Genomic DNA, 21,681 nt, shown 5'->3' with positions numbered 1-21,681 from the left:
AGCACCCCGCAGCAGTACTACTAAGGAGGAACTCATGAAACACAGCACACGATGGCTGACAACGGCTGGCGCCGTTGCCGCTGCCAGCGCACTCGTCCTCTCCGGATGCAGCGCCTCCGGCAATTCCGCCCCGTCCGACGACTCCGCCAGCGGAGACCTCACCCCCGTCACCCTGCAATTGCAGTGGGTGGCCCAGGCCCAGTTCGCCGGCTACTACGCGGCCGTCGACCAGGGCTACTACGAAGACGAAGGCCTCGACGTCACCATCGCCGAGGGCGGCGCCGACATCGTGCCGCAAGACGTGCTCGCCTCCGGCGACGTGGACTACGCCATCTCCTGGGTTCCCAAGGTGCTCGGCTCCATCGAACAGGGCGCCAACATCACCGACGTCGCGCAGATCTTCGAGCGCAGCGCCACCACCCAGATCTCGTTCAAGGACAAGAACATCACCACCCCGGCCGACCTGGCCGGCAAGAACGTGGGCAGCTGGGGTTACGGCAACGAGTGGGAGCTCTTCGCCGGCATGCAGAAATCCGGCGTCGAGGTGGGCGACATCAACCTCGTGCAGCAGGCCTTCGACATGAACGCCTTCCTCGCCGGTGACATCGACGCGGCCCAGGCCATGACCTACAACGAGTACGCCCAGGTGCTCGAGACCATCAACCCCGACACCGGTGAGCTCTACCAGCCCGATGAACTCAACGTCATCGACTGGAACGACGAGGGCACCGCCATGCTCCAAGACGCCATCTGGGCCAACACCGACAAGCTCGCCGACGACGAGGCGTACGCCGACCAGACGGTCGCCTTCATCAAGGCCTCCATCAAGGGCTGGATCTACGCCGCCCAGAACCCGGAAGACGCCGCGACCATCGTGGCCGACGCCGGATCCGCCCTGCCCGCCGGCCACCAGCTGTGGATGACCAACGAGGTCAGCAAGCTGATCTTCCCGTCGACCAACGGCGTCGGCCTGATCGACGAGGCTGCCTGGGCCAACACCGTCGACATCGCCATGAACACGAAGAACGAAACCGGTGGCACCATCATCACCACAGACCCGCCCGAAACCGCGTACTCCAACGAGTACGTGCAGAAGGCCCTGGATGAGCTGACCGCGGATGGAGTCGACGTCATGGGCGCCGACTGGACTCCGATCGACGTCACCCTCCAGGAGGGCGGCGAGTAGTACACCTCCGCACCGGGCGGCTGCCTCACAGCAGCCGCCCGGTGCACCACCGCCCTTGCGATTCGCGAGGGCAGAAGAGAAGGAACGCATCGTGACCGACATCGATACCGGCACAACCACCGAACTCGGGCTGAACGACCTCACCGCCCAGCTCGACAAGGCCCACGTCTTCCACTCCTGGTCGGCCCAGGGGGCGCTGAAGCCCCTCGTCATCGCCGGCGGCCTCGGCTGCCGGGTCTGGGACCACGACGGCCGCACCTACCTCGACTTCTCCAGCCAACTGGTCAACGTGAACATCGGCCACCAGCATCCGGCCGTGATCAAGGGCATCATCGACCAGGCCCAGCTACTCACCACGATCGCCCCGTCCACCGCCAACCTGGCGCGCGGCGAGGCCGCCAAGCGCATCGTCGACCGGGCGCCCATAGGCTTCAACAAGGTCTTCTTCACCAACGGCGGTGCGGATGCCAATGAGAACGCCATCCGCATGGCCCGCCTGCACACCGGGCGCGACACCGTGCTCTCCACCTACCGCTCGTACCACGGCAATACCGGCGCGGCCATCGTGGCCACCGGCGACTGGCGGCGCATCCCCAACGAGTTCGCCCGCGGGCACGTGCACTTCTTCGGTCCCTACCTCTACCGCAGCGAGTTCTGGGCGACGACGCCCGAGCAAGAGACCGAGCGGGCGTTGCGGCACCTCGAGCGGGTCATCCAGAGCGAGGGCGCCACCTCGATCGCGGCCGTGCTGCTCGAATCGATCCCCGGCACCGCCGGAGTACTGATGCCTCCGCCCGGCTACCTGGCCGGGGTGCGCGAGCTCTGCGACCGCTACGGCATCATGCTCATTCTCGATGAGGTGATGGTGGGCTTCGGCCGCACCGGCCGCTGGTTCGCGTTCGAGGGCAGCGGGGTCGTTCCCGACCTCATCACGTTCGCCAAGGGCGTCAATTCCGGCTACGTACCGGTGGGCGGTGTGATCATTTCCGACGCCATTGCCGCCGACTTCGACAGCACCGTCTTCCCGGGCGGACTCACCTACAGCGGGCATCCGTTGGCGATGGCCTCGATCGTGGCGGCTCTGGACGCCATGACGGACGAGGGAATCGTGGAGAACGCAGCCCGGATCGGCACCGACGCGATCGGACCGGGGCTGGAGGCGCTGAAGGCAAAGCACCCGATCATCGGGGAGGTGCGCGGCGAGGGGGTCTTCTGGGCGATCGAGCTGGTGGCCGACCGCGAGACCCGGGAGCCCGTCGCGCCGGCCGTGATGGCCCGCATCAAGACCGAGCTGCTGGCCCGCAACCTGCTGCCCTTCGTGCAGGACAACCGCATCCACGTGGTGCCGCCCTGCGTCGTCACCGACTCCGAGGTGGCCGAGGCCCTCGCCATCTACGACGAGGTCCTCGCCCTCGACCTCCTCTGAACAGGTCTCGACAAGCTCGACCAGCGAGATGGTCGCGACCGTCCGCTGGTCGAGCTTGTCGACCTGTGCTGAGCTTGTCGAAGTAGACCCCGCCCCGTCCGCTGGTCGAGCTTGTCGAGACCCCGTGACCGCGCCTACCTTCAGAGGACGGCTCACGAGGTCTCGACAAGCTCGACCGACGGGATCGTCGCGACCCACGCAACGACTTCCACCCCCCAACAGAATCGGATGACATGAACGACCTTCCCGTCCTCACCCATTGGATCGACGGCGCTCCCGGTACCGGAAGCTCCGCTCGAACCGCCCCCGTCTACAACCCGGCCACCGGCGCAGTGCAGCGCCTGGTGTCCCTGGCCTCCGCCGCCGATGTCGACACCGTTGTCGCCTCGGCCCAGGCCGCCTACCCCGCCTGGCGCGATGCCTCCATCGCCAAACGCCAGGCCGTGATGTTCTCCTTCCGCGAGCTCCTCAACGCTCGCAAGGGCGAACTCGCCGACATCCTCACCAACGAACACGGCAAGGTCACCTCCGACGCGCTCGGCGAGATCGCCCGCGGCCTCGAAGTGGTCGAGTTCGCGCTCGGCCTGCCGCACCTGTCCAAGGGCGAGTTCTCCGAGAACGTTTCCACCGGCGTCGACGTCTACACCCTGCGGCAGCCGCTCGGTGTGGTCGGCATCATCAGCCCGTTCAACTTCCCCGCCATGGTGCCGCTCTGGTTCTTCCCCATCGCCATCGCTGCCGGCAACTGTGTTGTGCTCAAGCCCAGCGAGAAGGACCCGTCCGCCGCCAACTGGCTGGCCGCCCTGCTCACCGAGGCCGGCCTACCCGACGGCGTCTTCAACGTCGTGCACGGCGACAAGGAGGCCGTCGACGCCCTGCTGGTCAACCCCGATGTGCAAGCCATCTCCTTCGTCGGCTCCACCCCGATCGCCAAGTACATCTACGAGACCGCCGCCGCCAACGGCAAGCGGGTGCAGGCGCTCGGCGGTGCCAAGAACCACATGCTGGTGCTGCCGGATGCCGACCTCGACCTGGCCGCGGACGCGGCGGTCAACGCCGGCTTCGGCTCTGCGGGGGAGCGGTGCATGGCCATCAGCGTGGTCGTGGCGGTGGAACCGGTCGCCGACGAACTCGTGGCCAAGATCGCCGAGCGCGTCGCCGGCCTCACCGTGGGTGACGGCATGCGCGGCTGCGACATGGGTCCGCTGATCACCGAGGCCCACCGTGACAAGGTCGCCGGTTACATCGACATCGCCCAAAAAGATGGCGCGGAGGTCGTGATCGACGGCCGCGGCATCGAGGTGAACGGAGAGGCATCCGGATTCTGGCTCGGCCCGACCCTGTTCGACAAGGTCAGCCTGGACTCAGCCGTCTACACCGACGAGATCTTCGGTCCGGTGCTCAGCGTGCTGCGGGTCGCCAGCTACACCGACGGCGTGGCCATCATCAACGCCAGCCGGTACGGCAACGGCACGGCCATCTTCACCAACGACGGTGGCGCCGCCCGCAGGTTCCAGCACGAGGTGCAGGTGGGCATGGTCGGCATCAACGTGCCCATCCCGGTGCCGGTGGCGTACCACTCGTTCGGCGGCTGGAAGGACTCCCTCTTCGGTGACGCCAAGGCCTACGGCCCGGCCGGGATCAACTTCTACACCCGGGAGAAGGCCGTCACCGCTCGCTGGCTCGACCCGAGCCACGGCGGCATCAACCTGGGCTTCCCGCAGAACACCTGACCCGGCTGCCCCCGGTGACCGCCTAGACGTCGGTCACCGGGGAGACGGTCAGTGCTGAACGCTGCGACGGCCGCTGACGCGGATGTAGATCAGGAGCACGATGATCGCGCCGATGATGGATCCGATGATTCCGGCCGGCTGGAAGAAGCCGTCCATCGGGTCGTGCTGGAAGATGAGGAACCCGAGGAACCCGCCGACAAAGGACCCGATGATGCCGAGCACGATTGTCATCGGGATGCTGATGTTCTGCCGACCGGGCACGACGAGGCGAGCGACGGCGCCGGCGATGACGCCGACGACGATGAGGCTGATGATGAGACCAAGCATTGTGGTCACCTTCCTGTTGGGTGGGACTGTGCATTCGATGTGACCAGCGGTTACTGGCGAAGACCAGCCAAACACCCAGAGGGATGCGGCGGTACACCCCTAGGGGTGTAGCCGCTAGACGGGCAGACGCAGTAGCGTCCTACTATGTCCCCGTCCCAGCCAGTGACCGTCGCCCTGGTCGATGACTACGACATCGTGCTGACGGGCTTGGCGCACATGTTCGATCACTACCGGGATCGTGTGCTCGTCGCGGAGATCGATGCGAACGCCGCTCTCTCCGACCGCACTGACATCGTGCTGTACGACTCCTTCGCCCAGCCGGAGTCCGACCTGTCGGAGCTCTCGGCGCTCGTGCAGAACCCACGCGCCGGTCGAGTCGTCGTGTACACCTGGAACTTCCAGCCCGCGCTGATCAGTGATGCGCTGGAACGGGGCGTCAGCGGCTACCTGTCGAAGACGCTGCCCGCTCGCGACCTCGTGGCGGCCCTGGAGTCAGTGCACGCCGGCGAGATCGTGGTGAGTGATCCGCCCAAGCGGGCAGGCAGCGCTCCGGGACTCGACTGGCCCGGACGCCGCGAGGGCATCACGGACCGTGAGTCCGAGATCCTGGCGCTCATCACCCAGGGCAAGAGCAACGCCGAGGTAGCGGCGCTCACGTACCTCAGCCCGAACACCGTGAAGTCCTACATCCGTAGCGTCTACGGCAAAATCGGCGTTGCCAGCCGAACCCAGGCCGTGCTGTGGGGCGTCGGCCATGGGTTCCGCCCCGACCATCATCGGATCGACAGTTGGCTCGGCGGACCCTGAACGAGGCGTCCCGAATTGCCTCAACGCCAGCGCGAAAGAACGAGCCTGGTCCGCGCGTCAGTGGGGATTTCCAACGAGGGAATTAATCCGGGCAAATCACCGCCATAATCGACATATGACTAGCAATGATGCCTTTGACGCTGCCCGAACCGCCATCCTCAGTGGGCGCACGTCACTGGGCATCGAGCTGGGCTCGACCCGCATCAAGGCTTGCCTGATCGGCGACGACCTGTCCGAGGTCCTCGCCGTCGGCAGCCATGAGTGGGAGAACGAGTTCGTCGATCGGGTCTGGACCTACTCGCTCGAAAACGTCTGGTCGGGCATCCAGGCGGCCCACGCTGCCCTCGTGGCTGACATCCAGCAGAAGTATGGCGTGCAGCTCGAGAGCTACGGCGCGGTCGGCGTGTCGGCGATGATGCACGGCTACCTCGCGTTCGACGCAGCCGGCGACCAGCTGGTGCCGTTCCGCACTTGGCGCAACACCACCACCGGCCCGGCAGCGAGCGAGCTGACCGAGCTGTTCGGCCTCAACATCCCGCTGCGCTGGTCGATCGCCCACCTGCACCAGGCCGTTCTCGACGCCGAGCCGCACGTGTCCCAGCTCGCCTTCATCACCACCCTCGCCGGCTACGTGCACTGGCGCCTCACCGGCCGCAAGGTCCTCGGTGTGGGCGACGCGTCCGGCATGTTCCCCATCGACTCCGCCACCGGCGGCTACGACGCCGAACTGCTCGCCCGCTACGACGGCCTGGTCGCCGAGCGCTCCCCGCAGCTCAGCCTGGCCGCACTGCTGCCCGAGGTCCTCGTGGCCGGACAGTCCGCCGGCGAACTCACGGCGGAGGGCGCGGCGCTCCTCGACCCCACCGGCGTCCTGCACCCCGGCGCCGTGCTCTGCCCGCCGGAGGGCGACGCCGGCACCGGCATGGTCGCCACGTGTTCCGTCGCCCCCCGCACCGGTAACGTCAGCGCCGGCACCAGCATCTTCGCCATGGTCGTGCTCGAACGCCCGCTCACCAGCGTGCACCACGAACTCGACCTGGTCACCACCCCGGCCGGTGACCCCGTCGCCATGGTGCACTGCAACAACGGCGCGAGCGAGCTCGCCGCCTGGGCCGGAATGTTCGGCCGATTCAGCGCCGCCAGCGGTACTCCGATCGACTCCGACGCTGTGTTCGACGCCCTGTTCCGCGAGGCGCTCGAGGGTGACGCGGATGCCGGCGGACTGCTGGCCTACAACCACTTGGCCGGCGAACCCATCGCCGGTCTCACCGAGGGCCGGCCGCTCTTCGTGCGTACCCCCGACAGCCGGCTCACCCTGGCCAACTTCATGCGCGCGCAGCTCTACGGCGTGTTCGGCACCCTCAGCCTCGGTATGCGGGTGCTCGCCGAAGAGGGCGTCGAACTCGACGCGATGTTCGCGCACGGGGGCCTCTTCCGTACCGCCGGGGTGGCGCAGCGGTTCCTCGCCGGATCCCTGGACGCCCCCGTCTCCGTGGCCGCGACGGCGTCGGAAGGTGGCGCCTGGGGTATCGCCGTGCTGGCGTCGTTCACGGCTGCCGCCGCATCCGGTGACGACCTCACCCTCGACGGCTACCTGCGGGAACGGGTCTTCGCCGGGCAGGAATTCGAGACCGTCGCTCCCGACCCGGCCGACGTGGCCGGTTTCTCCAGCTACCTCGACCGCTACGCCGCTGGCCTGGCCGTCGAGCGCGCGGCCGTCGACTCGCTCGCCTGACGGCGAGCACCCGCTCGCACCTCTCCGCCTCACACCCGCTGGGCTTGATGGAAGGACCACCCGATGGAACTGATCTTCGTGCACGGTGCCCTGGTGCGAGACGGGCAGTGGTGGTGGCAAGCCACCGCTGACCTGCTCGAGGAGCGAACGGGCATCCGCAGTCGCGCCCTGCTGCTGCCGTCGTGTGGAGAGACCGGCACCGACCAGGTGGCCGGCGGACTGGTCGCCGATGCCGCCGCGCTCACCGCGGCGCTCGACGAGGTGGACTCGGCGATCGTGGTCGGCCATTCCTACGGCGGCACCGTCATCGCCGAAGCCGGGCACCATGCCGCTGTCGCCCACCTGCTCTACATCTCGTCGTACCTGCCCGACGTCGGCCAGGCGCAGGGCATGATCATGAGCGGCGAGAATGACCCGGTGTCGATCGGCGACAACGGCGACGGCACGCTCAGCGTGGCCGGGTACGACGCCGCCACCTTCGGCGCCCGATTCCTGCAGGATGCCGACACCGCGACCCAGCGGCAGGCGTGGGAGCGGGTGGCCGCCCAGTCCGCCGCGGCTTTCATGACTCCGACCACCGCGGCGGGCTGGCAGGGCGTCGATTCCACCTACCTCGTCTGCGGCCGGGACCGCAGCACCTCGGTCGGGTTGCAACGCGTCCACGCGGCCCGCGCGATCCGCTCGGTCGAGCTCCCGACCGGACACCATCCGTTCATCTCCCGCCCCGACCTGGTCGCCGAACAGGTGCAGACCTTCGTGCAGAACGCGTGAAACCGGCAGACTGAGCGAATGGGGATTCGACGAACGTGGGCAGTGCTGGGGGCAACCGTGGCGATGGTGTTGATCGTGACTGGATGCGCGGGTGGAAGCAGCGACGCGGGTTCCAGTGCGACGCCGACACCCAGCGTCGTGGATCTCGTCACACCGAGTCCGACACCGACCTCCACTCCGACCCCCACTCCGACGACTCCCGCTACGGAGGAGCCGCTGGCGCAGACCGTCGATGCCGGCGTTGTTGCGGACGGCACCTCCGCGGCGGTGTCCGGAAACGGGCCCTCGAATGTCGCCTATGAGCGCCAGGGCGACTTCGCCGTCGTTATCGACCTCGACTGCTCGGCCTGCACCGGTACGACCACGGTGACCGCGCCGGGGCGCATGTCACCGCTCGGCGAAGCGTCTGCACCGCTGCGCGGGTCGTTCCTGATGGACGTCTTCCAGGACGCCCCCGTCAACCAGATGCTCATCGTGAAGGCGGAGGGGCCGTGGACGGTGACGCTGCAGAGCTGGAACGACCTGCCGTATGTGTCCGGTCCGCAGTCGGGCACCGGCCCGGCGGTGCTGTTCTTCTCCGACGATGTCGCCCACGTGACCGTCGACTACGCACCCGCCGGCACCGACGACTCGTTCTCCGGACGGGTGTTCACCGTCTCGGACAACACCCAGGCTTTCGGCGACAGCGAAGCGTTCTCCGAGGTGTTCGATGCCGACCTGCCGGGAATCATGGCCATCCAAACCAACGGCACCTGGACGGTCACGCCCACGCCCTGACGACCCGAGCGGTTGGTCGGCCGGCGGATGCCCTCACCGCTCAGGCGAGCTCGGCAAACTCCTTCTTGGTGGCTGAATACCACCCCATCGCTTGCTTCGGGTGTCGCCAACGAGCCTTCATTTCCTGAAAGGCAGGTTCGTGGGTGGTGTCTCCGGCTTTCACCGCGTCCTTGAGGTGTCGATTCTGTGCCTTGATGACGTCATCGGCGGTCTCCCCGAGAAGCGGCGCTTCGCACGGGCCGCCGAGCTGGTGGCAGGTCATGGTCTTCATCGGTCTCTTCCTCACTGTGGTTATTCAAGCCCCGTCCGGAACCTCTGCTTGTATGACGTTCGGGGGTGGAGAAGTGTGACCGTTCCCGCCGACCGGGCGAGATGCGGGTCAGCTCCGGCGCTCCCCGGCCCTCCGGCGAACGATGAGTGCCAGCGTCGCCGGGTCGGCGCGGAAGTCGATCCGGGTGACGACTCCGTCGACGACGGTGAAGTCGAAGACCACTCGCGGCGTGCCCTGGTGGAACCAGGCGGCACCCGCGCGCTCGCTGACGAACACCGGCAACGCGGCCTTGGCGGCACCGTTGAACATGGTCGCAACGGCCTGTCGCCCTTCGACCAGGCCAGGGGTGCCTGCCGAGACGGCCGCCTCGTCACCGGCGGCCACAGCACCCGGTGCCAGCAACTCCAGGAGCTGCTCGAAATCGCCCTGGCGTGCGGCGGCGAGGAACGCATCCACCACCTCCCAGTCGGCTCTCCCGCGCTGGCCTCCCGCCGGTCGCACCTTGCTCCGTGCCCTCGAGGCGAGCTTGCGCGCAGCAGCCGGACTCGTGCCCAGCACCGTGGCGATGGTGGGGAAATCTATGCTGAAGCTGTCGTGGAGAACAAAAGCCACCCGCTCGTTCGGGGTGAGGCGGTCCAGAACCACCTGCAGCGCAATCCCGACAGTGTCGGCCAGTGCGAGTTCGTCGGCGGGGTCCGTGGCGGGCGACGGGAACTCCGTGCCGTCGACAAGAATCGGCTTCGTGCTGCGCAGCCGGTCGAGGCAGAGCCGCGTGGTGACGGTGGTCAGCCACGCGGGCAGGTTGTCGATCGCCGCATCCGTGGCGTGCAGTCGCAGCCAGGCTTGCTGAACGATGTCTTCGGCCTCGGTGTGGTCGCGCAGAATCCGACCGGCGATACGCAGCAAACGGGGCCGTTCCTGCTCGAAAACCGCCGTCTGCTCCATGAGCGTCACACTTCCATCGGGAGTTTCAGTCTATGACTGACCCCGATCGAAGGGGGATCTGAACACGGGCGGTCAGGCGCGCTCCACCCGCGCGCCGGCCCGGTCATCGGCTGGCCGTACGTTCACGGCAGCACCGCAATGGCGGTGTTGATCCATTCCAGAATCCACGGGATGAGCTGGCCGCCGCGTTCCACCCCGGCCTGAGCGACGGCGAACGCGGGGAAGATGCTGGTGAGCAGGCCGACGATGACGGCTGACAGGGCGAGCGTCCAGGCCAGCGGCACGCTCCGAACCAGGGTGATCAGCGCGAGCAGAGCGAGCGAGACGGCGAAGCCGAGAAGCGTGACCAGGGTGATGGCACCGATGGGTACGGGAACAAACCACGCGGCGCCGGCACTGCTGCCGATCAACCCCAGTAGCGGTGCATAAACACCGGCGACCAGGAGAAGGCAGAGGAGGGTGCCGGCCCCGAGGGCGAACCACACTCCTCGGGGGCGGGAGCGCCCGCGGGAGCGGGTCCACCGGGTCATCGGCTGTTCCCTGGCTCGCTGCGCCGGGTTACCGGTGCGCGGCCTTCGCGAGTTTCTTGGCGTTGCGGCCCGCGAACTTCTTGGTGCCGGCGCGGGCCTTCTTCACGGTCTTGTCGTTCCAGGCCTTGTGCGCGTTCCGGCGAATCTGCTTGTACCGGCCGCGGCCGGCCTTGGCGCCCAGGAGGTAGAAGAGTCCGGCGATGGCGGCGACGATGAGAAGACGGAGATAGGTCATGATGTCTGCTTTCTAGTTGGGGATGGATCGGGTCAGCGCACGCGTTGATCGTGGCCGAGCTTGGCGCGTAGCCCCGAGTGGATGGTGAGGCAGGTGGCCGGAGCGTCGCCGACCACGGTCGCGAGGTTCTTCAGCAGCAGGCCGGCCTCCTCGGCGATCAGCCGGGGTGAGACGCCCTGTCGGGGAGTGACGCCGAGGTGCAACACGGGCTGATTCTTCACCGTGAATGCCCCGACCGTGCTGCCGACCAGGTCTGGTCTCTTATCGAGGGAGTGCTTCAGCGCCTCGGCGGCGAAGGAGGTGTCGATGAGCACCCGGTCGCTCGAGCGGTCCTGCTTGCTGATCGACCTGCGGTAGATCTCCCGGCTGCCGCCACCGCCCACGCTGGCGATGACCAGCACCATCAGGATCACGATGACCAGCAGCACAGCGACGGCGACGAGCAGCCACCAGCTGAAACCGGCACCAGGCACCGGGGAGGCTGAGAGGGCGTCGGTGACGGTGTTTATTGCGCGGCGACCGGCGTCTTCCCACCGGGCTGCCCACCACGGCCAGAACAGCAGGGCGCCGGCGGCCGCGCCGGCCGCGACGAAGACGAGGCCGACCATGAGAATGAAGATGCGGTTCAGCGCTCGGTTGGTGTCGTTCATGAGCCGATCGCTCCTGTCCTGTTGATGCGCACGGTGTGCCGCACGGCCGGTCTCAGGTCGTATGAGGCGATTTCCGTCTCGACCGCACCGCGAATTGCCGCCTCGTCGACCGGAATGCCGGAGGTCGGGGTGACGTCGACGATGGCTCGGCGGTGTGACACCGACACGACGGCCTGGACCTGGGGAATCCGGGCAGCGGTCGCGACCCGGCGGGCGATGCTGGAAGCGAGGACCCCGTTGTCCACGATGACGGCGGCCCCCTCGCTCACCATCTCGTGGCGGGCCAACCGGCCCGATCGGATCGCGTGCAGCATCAACAGCAGCCCGATCAGGGCCAACAGGATGCCGCCGATAGAGATGGCCGAGAGGGGTTGCAGGGTGGGCAGCGCCGCGAGCCAGTCGAGGGACTGTTGCGGGGTGACCAGGAGCGGTGGCTGGTCGAGCATCCACAGCACCAGTTCGGTGCCGGCGTACCCGCAGGCCAGGGCGATCAGAACCGCGAGAACTATCGTGGTCACCGTGCGGGGTGAGTGGGTTTCGCGGCGGATGATGCGCGCAAAGGGTGTGCTCATCGTGGTACCCGCCGTTCCTCGGTGATGTGTGCGCCTCGCACGCGGATGTCGACCCGCCCCACCTGGTTCCCCGTGATCTGGGCGGTCGTTGAGCGAATCGTGGCCTGGGCGTCGGTGACTCGCTGCAACAGGGTGCTGCCGGCATAACCGGGTGCGATCGTGTCCAGGTCGGGCATGCTGATCGGGGTGACCACCTCGAGGCCGAGGAGGCCGTGATCGTCTTGCAGTGTGACGGTCACCTGGCCGGGGTCCACGCCGAGGGCCTCGGCGGACACCGCCCGGGCGACGGTGTTCAGGGCCTTCTGCCGCACAGTGATGTGGCCGGGATACTCGGCCTCACCGGCCGCGAGGGTTCCCCCGCGGCTGGTGGAGTCGGTGGTGTCGGAGGACATCAGGAGGTTCGTTTTCCGCTCAGGGCGTTGGCGAGGCCACGCGGGTCGAGCTTCCCGTCGAGAAAGCGGCCGACCAGGAGCCCGATCGCCATGAACAGCGCCACCAGGAGGAATCCCCAGAATCCGAACACGAGGATCGCGACGGCGAGAACGGCTCCGACGGCGATGCCTGCAATGGAGGTGCTCATGAGACGCGCGCCTCCACGTGTTCGTCCTGGTCGTCGGTGGGCAGGTGCACGTCGTTGACGGCGACGTTGACCTCGACCACGTCGAGGCCCACCAGGCTCGTGATCGCGTTGGTGACCTGTCGGCGCACGGAGTCTGCCACCTGCTGGATCGGGGCGGGGTACTCCACGACGATGGTGATGTCGACGGCGGCCTGGGTCTCTCCGACCTCGACCCTGACGCCCTGGGTCATGTCGTCCTGGCCGACCGCGCCGCGGATGGCCCCGAGCGCGCGGGAGGCTCCGCCACCCAACGCGTAGACACCGGTGACCTCTCGGGCGGCGATGCCGGCGACCTTCGACACGACGTTGTCAGAGATGGTGGTCTTGCCGTGCGGTTCGACGGCCGCGGACGACGGGTCGCGGCGGGCGCCGACGTCGACGCGGGGGGAGGGGGCGCCCGGCGTGGTGGCGGGGGTGGGGCGGGTTTCTTCGATAGCCATGGGATGAGTCCTCAGATTCTCGTGGATGCCGGCCGGGCAAGTGAGCGGGGCCGGGGGCGAATGCTTCGCCATAACACTGAGAGGGACGGAATCGAGGGTTCGTCACGGAAAAGACCGAAATTCTCGGTATCGATTCAGCGTGCGTGTGGTGTCGAGGTCCGGCCACGCGGCTCGTGTCGGGTGCGTGAGGCCGCGCGACTGCTGGTCGTACACGCCAGGTGAGGTGCCACAACGCTCGGAACGGCGGTGGCGAATTCGAGCCGTTTCCGGCATGCGGCGGTGCTCGGCACTATCGTGTGTGCTGTGAGCAGCCGCCGCAATCCCGGGTCGCAGTCGTCCCTGCGTGAGGCCAACCGTGCCCGCATTCTCGATGCGATCGCCTCGTACGGCGCGCTCACCCAGGTGGAACTGGCCGGCGTCACCGGTCTGTCCCCGGCCACTGTCTCGAACATCGTCAAGGAACAGGCCGCGGCCGGGGTGCTACAGACCACCCCCACCTCCCGCAGCGGCCGGCGCGCGGTGCGGGTCACGCTGGCCCGGGAGATGGGCCTGGTGGTGGGGCTGCACGTGTCGAACCGGCAGCTGCGGCTGGCCCTGGCCGACGCCGGCCACCAGGTGCTGGCCGAGCGGATGCTGCCGCTGGCCCGCGACCACAGAGCCGACAGCGAACTCGATCGGGTGATGCTGCTCATCCAGGACATGGCGGAATCCGTCGGCGCCTCCGTCAGCGAGGTGCTCGCGGTGGGGATCGGCCTGGCCGCGCCCGTTGACCCGCGCACCGGCATCATCGCCACCCCCGGCCTGATGCGCGGGTGGGACGGCGTGCCGGTGGCCGATGAGCTCGAGGCCAGGCTGCACCGGCCGGTCTTCGTCGACAACGAAGCCAACCTCGGAGCGCTCGCCGAATCCCGCCTGGGCGCGGCGCGGGGAATCGGTCAGGCCGCTTACCTGCGGGTGTCACACGGCGTGGGCGCCGGCCTGATCGTGGACGGCCGGGTGTATCGCGGCGGCAACGGCAAGGCCGGGGAGATCGGCCATCTCACCCTCGACGAACAGGGCCTGGTCTGCCGGTGCGGCAACCGGGGCTGCCTGGAGACCCTCGTGGGGGCCTCGGCTCTGGCCGCGAAGTTCCCCGGCAGCCATGGCGACGTGAAACTGCGCGACATCCTGTTACGCGCCGACGCCGGTGACGCCCTGGCGCGGCGGGTGATCGCCGATGCCGGCCGGCACCTCGGCATCGCCCTGGCAGGCCTGAGCAACCTGGTCGACCCGCACCGCATCGTGGTGGGCGGTGAACTCGCCGAAGCGGGCGAGATGCTGCTCAGCCCGCTGCGGCACGCGCTGGAGCGGTCCACCCTGGCCACGCCGGCCGGGGTGCCGGAGGTGGTCAAGGGCGAGTTGGGCGAACGTGCCGAGGTGCTCGGTGCGGTGCTCTTCGCCATCGACCGGGCCCAGATTGTGGCCCGTCGCACCGAGGAGGGCATCCTCCCGGCCCGACCGGCACCGGCACCCGATATCCTGCCCGGAATCGCCGGGCTGCGAGCCCGCACGGCTGCGGAAACACCCGCCGAAAACAGTCCGGAACGGGGCGGCCTGGCCTCTTGAGTTCAAGCCTTGACGCCATATGGCACCGGGGCCATGCTCGTTACACCGCCAACGAGGGTGGTCACAGTAGGAGGCATACATCATGAGAAAACCCAGGAAGAGGTTCGCGCTCCTGGCCATTGCAGTACTAGCGACAACAGGTGCTCTGGCCGCCTGTTCAACCGGCGGCTCAGACTCCGAGAGCACCGACGGTGGCGGTTCGGCGGATGCCATCAAGATCGGGCTGCTCTTGCCCGAATCCAAGACCACCCGGTATGAAAGCTTCGACCGGCCGTTGTTCGAAGACAAGCTCACCTCGCTCGGTGACTACGAGATCGTCTATGCCAACGCCGATCAGGATGCCGCCAAGCAGCAGCAGCAGGCCGAATCGGCGCTCACCGAGGGCGTGAAGGTGCTGGTGCTCGACCCGGTCGACGGTGCCGCAGCGGCGAGCATCGCCGAGGCCGCCGCCGCTCAGGATGTTCCGGTGGTGTCGTACGACCGGCTGATCAAGAGCGACAAGGTCGACTACTACATCTCGTTCGACAACGAACAGGTGGGTGTTCTGCAGGGCACGGCGCTCGTCGACCGGTTGCAGCAGGACGGCACCACGACAGGCATGATCATGATCAACGGCTCGCCCACCGACGCCAACGCGGCCGAGTTCAAGAAGGGCGCACACTCCGTGATCGACGGCAGCGGCATCCCGATCCTCGCCGAATACGACACCCCTGACTGGAGCCCGGACAAGGCCCAGGAGTGGGCGGCCGGCCAGATCACCCAGTTCGGTCCGGAGATCTCCGGTGTCTACGCCGCCAACGACGGCACCGCCGGAGGCGCGATCGCCGCGATGAAGGCCGCCGGAGTCACCCCGTGGCCGCCGGTCACCGGGCAGGACGCCGAACTCGCTGCCATCCAGCGCATCGTCGCGGGTGACCAGTACATGACCGTCTACAAGGCGATCAAGCTCGAAGCCGAGAAGGCGGCGGAAGTCGCCGATCAGCTGGCCCAGGGTGAGACGCCGGAACCCGACACCACGTTCCAGGACGTGCCGTCGACCCTGCTCACCCCGGTGGTGGTCACGATCGACAACATCCAGGACACCGTGATCGACGACGGCTTCTACACGGTGGACGAGATCTGCACCGACGAGTACGCCGACGCGTGCGCCGCCGCTGGGCTGCAGTAGCCACCAGAGAACGCAACAGCCCCAGACTGCCGGCCGGGACACCGTTACCCACGATTTCGGGTCCCGGCCGGCTCTACGAGCAGAGGAAGCACCATGGCCGCGCTCTCCACCCCCGAAGTGTCCACCGGTGAACTGGTGCTCTCGCTTCGCGGAATCGACAAGAACTTCGGCGCCGTACAGGCGCTCACCGGAATCGACCTCGACATCTACAGCGGCGAGGTGGTCGCCCTCGTCGGCGACAACGGCGCCGGCAAGTCCACCCTGGTGAAGATCCTCGCCGGCGTGCACCCGCAAGACGGTGGCACCATCACCTCCGACGACAAACGGGTGTCGATCAACAACCCGGCCGACTCCAACAACCTCGGCATCGCCACCGTCTATCAGGACCTCGCGCTCTGCGACAACCTCGACGTGGTCGCCAATCTGTTCCTCGGCCACGAACTCGGCCGCGGCACCATCAACGAGGTCGAGATGGAGAAGCGCTCGTGGAGCCTGCTCCGACAACTCTCCGCCCGCATCCCGTCGGTGCGCATCCCCGTCGCCTCACTCTCTGGCGGGCAACGCCAAACCGTGGCCATCGCCCGGTCCCTGATCGGCGAACCGCGCATCGTCATCCTCGACGAACCCACCGCTGCCCTCGGAGTGGCCCAGACCGCGGAGGTGCTCAACCTGATCGAGCGTCTCCGTGAACGTGGCCTCGGCGTGGTGCTGATCAGCCACAACATGGCGGATGTGCAGGCCGTCGCCGACCGCATCGTGGTGCTGCGGCTCGGCCGCAACAACGGCGAGTTCAAGGTTGCCGACGTCACCTACGAAGACATCATCGCGGCCATCACCGGCGCCAGCGACAACGCCGTCACCCGGCGCGCCCAGGCCAGGGTGGATGCCGCCGGCGCCCCGGCCGCCACCGCGGGCAGCCGCCCCGACGACACCGCGCTTCCCGAGGAGGACCGGCCATGACGACCCCGACTTCGACACCGACCCCGTCCAACCCAGACGGACCGCCGCCGACCGAGACCGTGCGCCTGGCCGCCGTCGCCGCCGACCTGCAAGACGAGAGGCTGATTCAGCCGCACGGCCTGGGCGGCACGGTCCGTGCCTTCGGCAAACGGGTGCGCTCCGGCGACATCGGGTCGCTGCCCGTCGTGATCGGCCTGATCGTGATCTGGGTGGCCTTCTCGCTGCTCAACCCCAACTTCCTGTCCAGCACCAACCTGGTCAACCTCACCCTGCAATGCGCGGCTGTCGGCACGATCTCGATCGGGATCGTGCTGGTGCTGCTGCTGGGCGAGATCGACCTGTCGGTGGGATCCGTCAGCGGTCTGTCCGCCGCCATCCTGGCCGTCAGTTTCGTGAACCTCGGCTGGCCGCTGCCGGTCTCCCTGCTCGCGTCGCTGCTGGCCGGTGTGGTCGTCGGCCTGCTCTACGGCTTCCTATACACCCGGTTCGGTGTGCCGAGCTTCGTGATCACCCTGGCCGGGCTGCTCGGCTTCCTCGGCCTGCAACTCTGGGTGCTCGGCTCGACCGGGTCGATCAACCTGCCGTTCGATTCCTGGATCGTGCAGTTCGCCCAGCAATGGTTCCTGCCCGACTGGCTGTCCTACGTTCTCGTGGTGCTCACGGTGCTCGCCTACGCGGGGCAACTCTTCCTCACCGCCAATCGCCGCGCCGCCGCCGGGCTGTCCGCCGTTCCGGCGACGTCGATCGTGGTGCGCAGCGTCTTCCTGCTCCTCGTGCTCGGGGTGCCCACCTGGTACCTCAACCAGACCCGCGGGGTCGGCGCGATGTTCCTGCTGTTCCTGATCCTCGTGGTGGTGATGAACTTCTTCCTCACCCGCACCCGCTGGGGACGCTCGGTCTATGCCGTCGGCGGCAACGTGGAGGCGGCCAGGCGCTCCGGCATCAACGTCACCCGCATCTATGTCACCGTGTTCGTGCTCTGCTCCACCTTCGCGGCCCTCGGCGGAATCCTCGCCGCGGGGCGGCTGGCGGCGGCCAACCAGGGTTCGGGCGGCGGCGACACCAACCTCAACGCCATCGCCGCTGCGGTCATCGGCGGCGCGAGCCTCTTCGGCGGCCGGGGCAGTGCGTTCTCCGCCCTGCTCGGCATCTTGGTGATCCAGTCGATCTCCAGCGGCCTCACCCTGCTCAACCTGGACTCCTCGATCCGCTACATGATCACCGGAGCCGTGCTGCTGCTGGCCGTCATCGTCGATTCCCTGTCACGCCGCACCAGGGTCTCGCACGGAAGAGCCTGACCGCCTCCCGCCCGGGGCCGGGCGGGAGACGGGCAGTCGAGTCGCTGCACCGTGAGCGCCGGTTAGACCTCGAGCCCGTCGCGGATGATCGTCTGCCCGGCCGGCCACTCGGTGAACGACGCCGTCACCGGGAGCACCATCGCGGGTCCGGTGAACGTCTCAGGCCGCATCCGGGTGTCGATCATGCGGGTCACCTGGCCGGGGGACTGCCGCCAGCCGCCGCCGGTGTAGAACGCCACCAGCTCGGGGGCGCAGGTGAGGAAACCGAACGGCAGGCCCTGAGCTGTCAGGGCCGATGTCGTCTCGGCGAGCAGTCGGCGGCCGAGCCCGGTGCCCTGATACGCGGGATCGACACCGACCAGGCCCACGTCGCCGACCAGCTGGGATGCGCCAGACTCGAGGCGCAGCATCCGTCGCACGAATCCGACGTGTGCAACCGGCTCGCCGCTGTCGTAGCCGATCACGCGGACTTCGGGGCGGGCGCCCATCCAGCTGCGCGCGCCGGTGAAGGTGGCGTGGTCCTCCGGGTAGTAGCGGGAGAACAGGGCCGCCAGGGCCGTGTGATCCTCGACCGAAAGGTCGGCCTCCCAGCGCAGGGTCCAGTCGATGTCAGCCATGCGGTCAGCCTAACGGCCCGGTCATGCGCTCAGGCGAGGGCATCAAGGGCCGCGCGCAGGCAACTCTCGGCGGCAGCACGGTGGCCGGCGACCCAGTCGCCCTGGTAGCCGCGCGGGGCGATCTCCACCAGCAACACCAGCGCCATGTACATCCGGTAGAGCAGTAGACGGGTATCGCCTGCCGGGGTACCGAGCGCCGGTTGTGCGCCCGCGGCAGAGTAGCCGGCGAGCAGGGTGGCCGGCACCGGGCCGCGGCCGAGCTGGTCGGCACCCGCGAACTCGAACAAAGGGTCGCCCCAGATGGCCCGCTCGGGGTCGATGACACCCGAGAGCCGCCCGGTACCGGCATCCACGAACAGATTGCCGGCCCACAAATCGGTGTGCACGAGTACCGGAACGGTGACCCCGGCGAGGTCAGCCCGGTGTCGATCGAGTGCCGCCCGGATCTCGGTCGACGGCAGGTGCGTCGTCCAGCGCTCGGCATCGTCGAGCAGTGCGTTCACCATCCGCCCGAACGCCTCGGGCCAAGTCGGGGCGCTGAGCCCAGCGGCCCGGTTGGGGTAGCCGAATTCTGTACCTGTCACGGTGTGGAGGCGGGCCATGAGCGCGCCCAGGTCGTGCTGCAGGCCCGGTTGGTCGGCCACCGGCTCCCCGGTCACGGTGAGGCGGTCCAGAAGCGGCACGCCGTCGAGATGGGTGGCCACCACGACGTCAGCGGGCAGGATGCTGCGGCTGAAGTCGGTCAGCAGCACCCGAGGCATCAGCAGGTCGGGTCGACCGGCGGCCAGCCCATAGACGAGCGCCTCGGTGCGCACCAGGTCGAGTTCGTAGCTGAGCAGTCGATCGGTCGACGTTGGCGCGGTCTTCGCGATCACCCTGGTGCCGTCGGCGAGCGAGACCCGGTAGGTGGTGGCGAACATGCCGCCGGTCAGGAGCTCCACACCGCTCAGGTCGCCCAGCGAACCGAGGATGTGGCCGAGCGCCGCGCGGGTAGCGGGGGAGACGTCAGTGTCAGAGGGAGCCATGGCCACGGATCGAACCTAGCAGCGGGTCCGCCCGCGCCGGGGTCAGCCGACAGCGCGCCGGGCGGTGAGGGCGTACCCGGCCAGCCCGAACAGCACGGTGCCGGAGATACGCTCGAGGGTCTTCATGCGCACCGCGGGCAAGATCCGCCGCACGCCAGTGCCGGCGAGTGCCCAGGCCAGGTCGGGAACGGTGGCCATTGCCACGAAGATGAGCCCCAGCACCGCCATCTGCAGCCAGGCCGGTCCGGCATCCGCCGACACGAACTGGGGCAGGAAGGAGAGGAAGAAGACCGCGGTCTTCGGGTTGAGTACGCCCACCAGGAAGCCGCGGCGGAAGGCTGCTCCCGGCCGCACGGCGGCACCGGCGGAGCCCATGTCGCGCAGACGGGTGTTGTCCCGGGAACGCCAGGCCTTGATGCCCAACCAGACCAGGTAGAGCGCGCCGGCCACCTTGACCAGGGTGAAGGCTTCGGCGCTCGCCGCGATGACGGCCGATACTCCGGCAACGGCCGCCACGATGTGCAGCACATAGCCCAGCTCCACGCCAGCTACGCCGCTCAGGCCGGTGGCGCGACCGGAGCTCAGCGTGGTGGTCAGGATGTACGCCACCGACGGCCCCGGCGCCAGCACCAGTGGCACACACGCAGCCATGAAGAGTAGGAGAACGCTGAGCTGCATGTCGCCTCGATCCGGTCGGTGACAAGACGCTACCAGCCGGATGCCGCCATCCGCCCGTAGCGGCCGTCTCAGTTCGCGGCGGCCGCGTGTTCGGCCTGCACCTGGGCGGCGCGGGCGCGCAGGGCGTCGATGACCGTGCGCACGGCCAGGCGCTCGGCACGGTCCGGCCGCATCAGCGCCACGATCTGCCGTTCGGCGTCGAGCCCGCGCAGGGGCTTGAGCACCATGCGGCCCGGTTTGTTGCCGCTGGAGGTGTACCTCGGCACCAGGGCGATGCCCAGCCCGGCCATGATGAACGACTCGATCAACCGGATGTCGGCGAACCGCTGCGTCACCTGCGCCCGGCCGCCGGTCTGCAGCTCGATGTCGTGCAGAACCCGTTCGAACGCGTAGCCGACCGGCACGCCCACCCAGGTCTCTCCGACCACATCGCTCGCCCCGAGCGAGACGCGGCCGGCCAACCGGTGGTCCGCGGGCAGTCCCACGTCGAGCGGCTCCGTCATCAGCGGAACCGAGGTCAGTCCGCGGCCACCCCAAGTGTGCTGTCCGCGCATGCTGTGCGCCAACACGATGTCGTATTCGGACGTGAGGGTGGGAAAGTCGCTCAGCTCAGGGTCCATGTCGGTGCAGTGCACGGCGAGGCCTTCGTGGTCGGCGAGGTCCTGCAGTACACCGGGCAGAAGCATCTGGCCGGCGGTGGGAAACGTCACCAGGCTCACGTCGCCGGTGGCTCGGTTGCGGAAGGTGTCCCAGACGGCCGTCGCGCGCTCCAGGGCCACGGCGATATCGGTGGCACTGGCGGCCAACGCGCGACCGGCATCCGTGAGAGTGAGGCCCCGCCCGCTGCGTTCGGTGAGGGGCAAACCGGCCTCGCGCTCGAGCACTTTCAGTTGCTGCGAAACCGCCGAAGGAGTGCGGTGGGTGGCCCGCGCGACCGCCGTGACGCTGCCGCGTTCGGCCAGTTCGCGGAGCAGTTCGAGACGCTGAACATCCATGTAGCCAGCCTACATAGTCCCTGCAGAACTGTGCGATTGTGCTGAAAGGTTGTAGGTGGTCATATTGGGGAGTCGGTTACCGGGCATCCGCCCTCGTGACACGGCCAACCACTTCCCTCGAAAGGCACGACCGTGTTCGTTTTCTTCATCCTCATCTCCCTCATCGCCGTGGGCGCCGTTGTCGCCACGATCGTCACCGCACACCGCGACGGCTACAGCCGCACCCCCGAGGCGAAGTTCGTTCGCAGCTTCTAGTCGCAGTCCCCGCGCATGCCTGCATCATGCGCGGGGCGCTTCACGGGCGATTGGCC

At 68.1% G+C, this 21,681-nt stretch carries 26 protein-coding genes; 12 read left to right on the top strand and 14 right to left on the bottom strand.

Going from position 1 to position 21,681, the window contains the following annotated elements:
- Positions 1 to 34 precede the first annotated feature (34 nt).
- The 3 genes from CTB96_RS01845 (at position 35) to CTB96_RS01835 (ending at position 4,345) form a co-directional block, all read left to right on the top strand.
- Positions 35 to 1,186, top strand: coding sequence for an ABC transporter substrate-binding protein (locus CTB96_RS01845; protein ID WP_110125220.1), 1,152 nt, complete (start codon positions 35 to 37; stop codon positions 1,184 to 1,186).
- 91 nt (positions 1,187 to 1,277) lie between these two features.
- Positions 1,278 to 2,612, top strand: coding sequence for an aspartate aminotransferase family protein (locus CTB96_RS01840; protein WP_248283171.1), 1,335 nt, complete (start codon positions 1,278 to 1,280; stop codon positions 2,610 to 2,612).
- Between the two features lie 233 nt (positions 2,613 to 2,845).
- A complete protein-coding gene (locus tag CTB96_RS01835; protein ID WP_110125218.1) occupies positions 2,846 to 4,345 on the top strand; it encodes a CoA-acylating methylmalonate-semialdehyde dehydrogenase in 1,500 nt (499 codons plus the stop codon).
- Positions 4,346 to 4,393: 48 nt separating this feature from the next.
- Here CTB96_RS01835 and CTB96_RS01830 read toward each other — a convergent pair whose 3' ends face one another.
- Positions 4,394 to 4,672 (bottom strand): GlsB/YeaQ/YmgE family stress response membrane protein, encoded by a 279-nt coding sequence (locus CTB96_RS01830; RefSeq protein ID WP_110125217.1) that lies wholly within the window; start codon positions 4,670 to 4,672, stop codon positions 4,394 to 4,396.
- A gap of 144 nt (positions 4,673 to 4,816) precedes the next feature.
- On the opposite strand from CTB96_RS01830, the gene CTB96_RS01825 reads away from it, so the two are divergent.
- The 4 genes from CTB96_RS01825 (at position 4,817) to CTB96_RS01810 (ending at position 8,762) form a co-directional block, all read left to right on the top strand.
- Positions 4,817 to 5,479, top strand: a complete 663-nt coding sequence (locus CTB96_RS01825) for a LuxR C-terminal-related transcriptional regulator (protein WP_110125216.1) — start codon at positions 4,817 to 4,819, stop codon at positions 5,477 to 5,479.
- Between the two features lie 115 nt (positions 5,480 to 5,594).
- On the top strand, positions 5,595 to 7,214 hold the full coding sequence (locus CTB96_RS01820; RefSeq protein ID WP_110125215.1) for a xylulokinase: 1,620 nt from the start codon (positions 5,595 to 5,597) through the stop codon (positions 7,212 to 7,214).
- Between the two features lie 63 nt (positions 7,215 to 7,277).
- On the top strand, positions 7,278 to 7,985 hold the full coding sequence (locus tag CTB96_RS01815; protein ID WP_110125214.1) for an alpha/beta hydrolase: 708 nt from the start codon (positions 7,278 to 7,280) through the stop codon (positions 7,983 to 7,985).
- Positions 7,986 to 8,123: 138 nt separating this feature from the next.
- Positions 8,124 to 8,762 (top strand): hypothetical protein, encoded by a 639-nt coding sequence (locus tag CTB96_RS01810; RefSeq protein ID WP_110125213.1) that lies wholly within the window; start codon positions 8,124 to 8,126, stop codon positions 8,760 to 8,762.
- A gap of 40 nt (positions 8,763 to 8,802) precedes the next feature.
- On the opposite strand, the gene CTB96_RS01805 is transcribed toward CTB96_RS01810, so the two are convergent.
- The 9 genes from CTB96_RS01805 to CTB96_RS01765 all read right to left on the bottom strand — a co-directional run bounded on the left by CTB96_RS01805 (position 8,803) and on the right by CTB96_RS01765 (position 13,024).
- The gene (locus tag CTB96_RS01805; RefSeq protein WP_110125212.1) at positions 8,803 to 9,033 is read right to left on the bottom strand and encodes a hypothetical protein; all 231 of its coding nucleotides are present in this window, start codon (positions 9,031 to 9,033) and stop codon (positions 8,803 to 8,805) included.
- A 108-nt stretch (positions 9,034 to 9,141) separates the two neighbouring features.
- Entirely contained in the window at positions 9,142 to 9,978 is an 837-nt protein-coding gene (locus CTB96_RS01800; RefSeq protein ID WP_110125211.1) for a sigma-70 family RNA polymerase sigma factor, read from the bottom strand.
- A gap of 122 nt (positions 9,979 to 10,100) precedes the next feature.
- Positions 10,101 to 10,508: a hypothetical protein gene (locus CTB96_RS01795; protein WP_146215732.1), complete on the bottom strand. Its 408-nt coding sequence runs from the start codon at positions 10,506 to 10,508 to the stop codon at positions 10,101 to 10,103.
- A 28-nt stretch (positions 10,509 to 10,536) separates the two neighbouring features.
- Positions 10,537 to 10,743: a hypothetical protein gene (locus CTB96_RS01790; protein WP_110125209.1), complete on the bottom strand. Its 207-nt coding sequence runs from the start codon at positions 10,741 to 10,743 to the stop codon at positions 10,537 to 10,539.
- 32 nt (positions 10,744 to 10,775) lie between these two features.
- A complete protein-coding gene (locus CTB96_RS01785) occupies positions 10,776 to 11,393 on the bottom strand; it encodes a hypothetical protein (protein ID WP_110125208.1) in 618 nt (205 codons plus the stop codon).
- Positions 11,390 to 11,965 (bottom strand): DNA/RNA endonuclease G, encoded by a 576-nt coding sequence (locus CTB96_RS01780; protein WP_110125207.1) that lies wholly within the window; start codon positions 11,963 to 11,965, stop codon positions 11,390 to 11,392. Before CTB96_RS01780 ends, CTB96_RS01785 begins: the two co-directional genes overlap by 4 nt.
- Positions 11,962 to 12,357, bottom strand: coding sequence for a hypothetical protein (locus CTB96_RS01775; RefSeq protein WP_110125206.1), 396 nt, complete (start codon positions 12,355 to 12,357; stop codon positions 11,962 to 11,964). Before CTB96_RS01775 ends, CTB96_RS01780 begins: the two co-directional genes overlap by 4 nt.
- On the bottom strand, positions 12,357 to 12,545 hold the full coding sequence (locus CTB96_RS01770; protein WP_110125205.1) for a DUF2273 domain-containing protein: 189 nt from the start codon (positions 12,543 to 12,545) through the stop codon (positions 12,357 to 12,359). Before CTB96_RS01770 ends, CTB96_RS01775 begins: the two co-directional genes overlap by 1 nt.
- A complete protein-coding gene (locus tag CTB96_RS01765; protein ID WP_110125204.1) occupies positions 12,542 to 13,024 on the bottom strand; it encodes an Asp23/Gls24 family envelope stress response protein in 483 nt (160 codons plus the stop codon). Before CTB96_RS01765 ends, CTB96_RS01770 begins: the two co-directional genes overlap by 4 nt.
- A gap of 303 nt (positions 13,025 to 13,327) precedes the next feature.
- Between CTB96_RS01765 and CTB96_RS01760 the strand changes: the two genes are divergently transcribed.
- The 4 genes from CTB96_RS01760 to CTB96_RS01745 all read left to right on the top strand — a co-directional run bounded on the left by CTB96_RS01760 (position 13,328) and on the right by CTB96_RS01745 (position 18,055).
- Positions 13,328 to 14,629, top strand: coding sequence for an ROK family transcriptional regulator (locus CTB96_RS01760; RefSeq protein WP_110125878.1), 1,302 nt, complete (start codon positions 13,328 to 13,330; stop codon positions 14,627 to 14,629).
- A gap of 82 nt (positions 14,630 to 14,711) precedes the next feature.
- A complete protein-coding gene (locus CTB96_RS01755) occupies positions 14,712 to 15,797 on the top strand; it encodes a sugar ABC transporter substrate-binding protein (RefSeq protein WP_110125203.1) in 1,086 nt (361 codons plus the stop codon).
- Positions 15,798 to 15,890: 93 nt separating this feature from the next.
- On the top strand, positions 15,891 to 16,757 hold the full coding sequence (locus CTB96_RS01750) for an ATP-binding cassette domain-containing protein (protein ID WP_110125202.1): 867 nt from the start codon (positions 15,891 to 15,893) through the stop codon (positions 16,755 to 16,757).
- Positions 16,754 to 18,055 carry a sugar ABC transporter permease gene (locus CTB96_RS01745; protein ID WP_110125201.1) on the top strand — a complete coding sequence of 434 codons (1,302 nt, stop codon included), beginning with the start codon at positions 16,754 to 16,756 and terminating at the stop codon, positions 18,053 to 18,055. The genes CTB96_RS01750 and CTB96_RS01745 overlap by 4 nt, the downstream gene beginning before the upstream one ends.
- 62 nt (positions 18,056 to 18,117) lie before the next feature.
- Here the strand turns inward: CTB96_RS01745 and CTB96_RS01740 are convergent, their stop codons facing one another.
- The 4 genes from CTB96_RS01740 to CTB96_RS01725 form a co-directional block, all read right to left on the bottom strand.
- Entirely contained in the window at positions 18,118 to 18,672 is a 555-nt protein-coding gene (locus tag CTB96_RS01740; protein WP_110125200.1) for a GNAT family N-acetyltransferase, read from the bottom strand.
- 29 nt (positions 18,673 to 18,701) lie between these two features.
- Entirely contained in the window at positions 18,702 to 19,697 is a 996-nt protein-coding gene (locus CTB96_RS01735; protein ID WP_110125199.1) for a phosphotransferase family protein, read from the bottom strand.
- Between the two features lie 42 nt (positions 19,698 to 19,739).
- Positions 19,740 to 20,375 carry a LysE family translocator gene (locus CTB96_RS01730; RefSeq protein ID WP_110125198.1) on the bottom strand — a complete coding sequence of 212 codons (636 nt, stop codon included), beginning with the start codon at positions 20,373 to 20,375 and terminating at the stop codon, positions 19,740 to 19,742.
- A gap of 68 nt (positions 20,376 to 20,443) precedes the next feature.
- On the bottom strand, positions 20,444 to 21,370 hold the full coding sequence (locus CTB96_RS01725; protein WP_110125197.1) for a LysR family transcriptional regulator: 927 nt from the start codon (positions 21,368 to 21,370) through the stop codon (positions 20,444 to 20,446).
- 132 nt (positions 21,371 to 21,502) lie between these two features.
- On the opposite strand from CTB96_RS01725, the gene CTB96_RS20890 reads away from it, so the two are divergent.
- Entirely contained in the window at positions 21,503 to 21,625 is a 123-nt protein-coding gene (locus CTB96_RS20890) for a hypothetical protein (RefSeq protein WP_282433101.1), read from the top strand.
- Positions 21,626 to 21,681: the final 56 nt, after the last annotated feature.

The organism is Cryobacterium arcticum (assembly GCF_003185895.1).
In the GTDB taxonomy this organism is placed as follows: domain Bacteria; phylum Actinomycetota; class Actinomycetes; order Actinomycetales; family Microbacteriaceae; genus Cryobacterium; species Cryobacterium arcticum.
The sequence above is the reverse complement of the archived record's forward strand: the minus strand, read 5'-3'. Positions and strand labels throughout refer to the sequence as shown.

Coding starts and splice junctions, on each gene's coding strand:
- CTB96_RS01845 (WP_110125220.1), top strand. CDS start 35: ATGAAACACAGCACACGATGGCTGACAACGGCTGGCGCCGTTGCCGCT.
- CTB96_RS01835 (WP_110125218.1), top strand. CDS start 2,846: ATGAACGACCTTCCCGTCCTCACCCATTGGATCGACGGCGCTCCCGGT.
- CTB96_RS01830 (WP_110125217.1), bottom strand. CDS start 4,672: ATGCTTGGTCTCATCATCAGCCTCATCGTCGTCGGCGTCATCGCCGGC.
- CTB96_RS01825 (WP_110125216.1), top strand. CDS start 4,817: ATGTCCCCGTCCCAGCCAGTGACCGTCGCCCTGGTCGATGACTACGAC.
- CTB96_RS01820 (WP_110125215.1), top strand. CDS start 5,595: ATGACTAGCAATGATGCCTTTGACGCTGCCCGAACCGCCATCCTCAGT.
- CTB96_RS01815 (WP_110125214.1), top strand. CDS start 7,278: ATGGAACTGATCTTCGTGCACGGTGCCCTGGTGCGAGACGGGCAGTGG.
- CTB96_RS01805 (WP_110125212.1), bottom strand. CDS start 9,033: ATGAAGACCATGACCTGCCACCAGCTCGGCGGCCCGTGCGAAGCGCCG.
- CTB96_RS01800 (WP_110125211.1), bottom strand. CDS start 9,978: ATGGAGCAGACGGCGGTTTTCGAGCAGGAACGGCCCCGTTTGCTGCGT.
- CTB96_RS01795 (WP_146215732.1), bottom strand. CDS start 10,508: ATGACCCGGTGGACCCGCTCCCGCGGGCGCTCCCGCCCCCGAGGAGTG.
- CTB96_RS01790 (WP_110125209.1), bottom strand. CDS start 10,743: ATGACCTATCTCCGTCTTCTCATCGTCGCCGCCATCGCCGGACTCTTC.
- CTB96_RS01785 (WP_110125208.1), bottom strand. CDS start 11,393: ATGAACGACACCAACCGAGCGCTGAACCGCATCTTCATTCTCATGGTC.
- CTB96_RS01780 (WP_110125207.1), bottom strand. CDS start 11,965: ATGAGCACACCCTTTGCGCGCATCATCCGCCGCGAAACCCACTCACCC.
- CTB96_RS01775 (WP_110125206.1), bottom strand. CDS start 12,357: ATGTCCTCCGACACCACCGACTCCACCAGCCGCGGGGGAACCCTCGCG.
- CTB96_RS01770 (WP_110125205.1), bottom strand. CDS start 12,545: ATGAGCACCTCCATTGCAGGCATCGCCGTCGGAGCCGTTCTCGCCGTC.
- CTB96_RS01765 (WP_110125204.1), bottom strand. CDS start 13,024: ATGGCTATCGAAGAAACCCGCCCCACCCCCGCCACCACGCCGGGCGCC.
- CTB96_RS01755 (WP_110125203.1), top strand. CDS start 14,712: ATGAGAAAACCCAGGAAGAGGTTCGCGCTCCTGGCCATTGCAGTACTA.
- CTB96_RS01750 (WP_110125202.1), top strand. CDS start 15,891: ATGGCCGCGCTCTCCACCCCCGAAGTGTCCACCGGTGAACTGGTGCTC.
- CTB96_RS01745 (WP_110125201.1), top strand. CDS start 16,754: ATGACGACCCCGACTTCGACACCGACCCCGTCCAACCCAGACGGACCG.
- CTB96_RS01740 (WP_110125200.1), bottom strand. CDS start 18,672: ATGGCTGACATCGACTGGACCCTGCGCTGGGAGGCCGACCTTTCGGTC.
- CTB96_RS01735 (WP_110125199.1), bottom strand. CDS start 19,697: ATGGCTCCCTCTGACACTGACGTCTCCCCCGCTACCCGCGCGGCGCTC.
- CTB96_RS01730 (WP_110125198.1), bottom strand. CDS start 20,375: ATGCAGCTCAGCGTTCTCCTACTCTTCATGGCTGCGTGTGTGCCACTG.
- CTB96_RS01725 (WP_110125197.1), bottom strand. CDS start 21,370: ATGGATGTTCAGCGTCTCGAACTGCTCCGCGAACTGGCCGAACGCGGC.